The 2,979-nt window shown below is 73.9% G+C and carries 3 protein-coding genes and 1 pseudogene; 2 read left to right on the top strand and 2 right to left on the bottom strand.

The window, feature by feature from the left end; genetic code table 11:
• Nucleotides 1-418, bottom strand: a 418-nt coding sequence (locus tag AC2W7A_RS11135) for a DUF2017 family protein (RefSeq protein ID WP_485991405.1), incomplete at its 3' end; no start/stop codon positions are given.
• A 4-nt stretch (nt 419-422) separates the two neighbouring features.
• Nucleotides 423-740 (bottom strand): ATP-dependent Clp protease adapter ClpS, encoded by a 318-nt coding sequence (clpS, locus tag AC2W7A_RS11130; RefSeq protein WP_485991406.1) that lies wholly within the window; start codon nt 738-740, stop codon nt 423-425.
• A 94-nt stretch (nt 741-834) separates the two neighbouring features.
• Here clpS and AC2W7A_RS11125 point away from each other — a divergent pair.
• Both AC2W7A_RS11125 and AC2W7A_RS11120 read left to right on the top strand, forming a co-directional pair.
• Nucleotides 835-2,183 (top strand): annotated as a pseudogene (locus tag AC2W7A_RS11125) (nicotinate phosphoribosyltransferase).
• An 11-nt stretch (nt 2,184-2,194) separates the two neighbouring features.
• Nucleotides 2,195-2,872, top strand: a complete 678-nt coding sequence (locus AC2W7A_RS11120) for an isochorismatase family protein (RefSeq protein ID WP_485991404.1) — start codon at nt 2,195-2,197, stop codon at nt 2,870-2,872.
• The last annotated feature ends 107 nt before the right edge of the window (nt 2,873-2,979 follow it).

Here is a 2,979-nt window from a genome sequence, read left to right as displayed (position 1 = left end):
GCGTCCGCGTCCGCCCCGGCGCCGGTCGGTCCCCGAAGGCCGGCGGCAGCAGGCGCAGCAGCGCCGGGTCCGTGGGCGCCTCACGGGTGGAGGCGCCCAGGCTCAGTCCTGACACCAGGGACCAGAAGGCGTCGTCCGGCACGGACGCGCCGTCCGCGTCGGCTTCCGAGACCCCGGACGGCGAGGCGACGTCCGCCGCGGAGGCGTCGGCCGTCGTCGGGTCCTGTCCCGGGCCCATCCCGCCCGGCGCGGTGGAGGAGGCGTCTCGGGCCGGGGCGGCCGACTCCTCGGCCGCGTCCTCGCGGCGACCGGTCAGCAGCGTGTCGACGTCCTTGAAGAGACCGCGCAGCAGGCGCGCCTCGGCAGGCTCCAGGCGGGCCGTGTAGCCCCGCCGCGTCCAACGGAATCCCTCGGCCACGCGCTCAGTCCTCCGCCTCTTCGAGCGTGGCCCACAGTCCGAAGCCCTGCATGGCGCCCACGTGGCGCTCCGCGGTCTCGCGGCCGGCGCGCGCCACCACGGCGCGGCCGTTCTCATGGACCTGCATCATCAGGGCGTGCGCCTTCGCGGCGGAGTAGCCGAAGTGGCTGCGGAAGACGAAGGCCACGTAGCTCATCAGGTTCACGGGGTCGTCCCACACGACGACGTTCCAGGGACGGTCCGCGAGCGCGGCCGGATCCGGGCGCTCCAGCAAGGCGGTGTCCGCGGCACCGAGGGGGCCGGGGACACCCGATTCCGTCATCGACATGCGGACCATCCTACTCGGGATCCTCCCAGGAAAGGGGCCGGAACAGACCGTGGACCCCGCCACACCGTGGCATAGGCTGGCTCACGTGATGCACTCCGAGAGCACCCAGGACACCGCGCACCGCGAGCCGTGGCAGACCACCACCGCCCTGATGACGGACCACTACGAGCTCACCATGCTCCAGGCGTCCCTGAAGGCCGGCACCGCCGAACGGCGCAGCCGCTTCGAGCTGTTCAGTCGCCGCCTCCCGGCCGGCCGCCGCTACGGCGTGGTGGCCGGCACCGGCCGCATCCTCGAGGGCCTGTCCCGGTTCCGCTTCGGCACCTCCGAGCTGGACCACCTGGCGGACACGAAGGTGGTGGACGACGCCACACTGCAGTGGCTCGCCGACTTCCGCTTCTCCGGCACGATCATCGGCTATGCCGAGGGCGAGGCCTACTTCCCGCACTCCCCGATCCTCCAGGTCGAGTCCACCTTCGCCGAGGCCTGCATCCTCGAGACGTTCCTGCTCTCGGTGATGAACTACGACTCCGCCGTGGCCTCCGCCGCCTCCCGCATGACCGCGGTGGCGGCGGGCCGCCCGTGCATCGAGATGGGCTCGCGTCGCACCCATGAGGAGTCGGCCGTGGCCGCCGCCCGCGCCGCGGTGATCGCCGGATTCTCCTCCACCTCCAACCTCGAGGCCGCCCGCCGCTACGGGATCGTCACCGGCGGCACCGCCGCCCACTCCTTCACCCTGCTGCACGACTCCGAGCGCGCCGCCTTCGAGGCCCAGGTCGCGGCCCTCGGCGCGGACACCACCCTCCTCGTGGACACCTATGACGTGGAGCAGGGCGTGCGCACCGCGGTCGAGGTGGCCGGCACGGACCTGCGGAACGTGCGCCTCGACTCCGGCGACCTCGTCTCCCAGGCCCACTCCGTGCGCGAGCTGCTGGACGAGCTCGGCAACACGCAGACCGGCATCATGGTGACCTCGGACCTGGACGAGTACGCGATCGCGCACCTGCGTTCGGCCCCCGTGGACTCCTACGGCGTGGGCACGCGCCTGGTCACCGGCTCCGGCGCGCCGACCGCCTCCATGGTCTACAAGCTCGTCGCCCGCCAGGACGGGGACGGCGAGTGGCGGACGTGGCCAAGGCCGCCAAGGGCAAGACCTCCAGGGGCGGCCGCAAGGACGCCGCCCGCCGCCGGGACACCCGCGGCCGCGCCGTCGCCGAGCTGGTGGGAGTGAACCGCTCTCCGGAAGCCGACGCCGACGACCGCCCGCTGCTGCACGAGTTCGTGGTGGACGGAGAGCGGCAGCCGGGCTGGACCGGCCCGGAGGCCGTGACCCGCGCCGCCGAGCGTCACCGGGCCTCCCTGGCCGAGCTCCCCGCCTCCGTGGGCCGCCTGCAGCCCGGCGAGCCCGCCATCCCGACCCTGTTCCAGGAATCCTGAGGAGGACCGCCGTGACCGAGCTGACCCGCGCCCTGGTGATCGTGGACGTACAGAACGACTTCTGCGAAGGAGGGTCCCTGGCGACCGCCGACGGTGCCGCCGTGGCCGCCGCCGTCACCGAGCACCTGGCCGCCCGCCGGGACGACTACGACCTCGTGGTGACCACCCGCGACTGGCACGTGGACCCGGGCGAGCACTTCGCCGCCGCCGGTCAGGAGCCGGACTTCGCCGTGTCCTGGCCGGTGCACTGCGTGGCCGGCACCGCCGGCGCCGAGCTGCACGAGGACCTGGACATGGAGGAGGTCCGCCCGGACGCGCAGTTCCTCAAGGGCCTGCATACGGCCTCCTACTCCGGCTTCGACGGCCAGCTCGGCGAACCGGACGAGGTCCGCTCCGGCGAGGGCGCCGGCGCCCCGGTCGGCCCCTACGGCGCCACCCGGGCCGCGGCCGACGCCGTGGCGGCCGGTGCCGAGACCCTTGACGAGTGGCTACGCTCCCAGGACGTGGAGGCGCTCACGGTGGTGGGCATCGCCACGGACCACTGCGTGAAGGCCACCGTGCTGGACGGCATCGAGAACGGCTACGAGGTCACCGTGCTGACGGACCTGGTGGCCGGCGTGGCCCAGGACACCGCCGAGGCGGCCCTGGAGGAGATGGAGGACGCCGGGGCGATCCTGGCGACCTCGTGAGCCCCCGGGACAGCGCGACCCCCGCGGACGCCCCGGGCCCCGGTCATGACGGCGCGCAGGCCTGCCTGACGCCGGCGACACCGGCCTGGGCCCCGCCCTGCCCGTCC

This window comes from Micrococcus sp. LASM2_SD2 (assembly GCF_057364565.1).
Note: the sequence above shows the minus strand (reverse complement) of the source record. Positions and strands in the feature narration are given on the sequence as shown.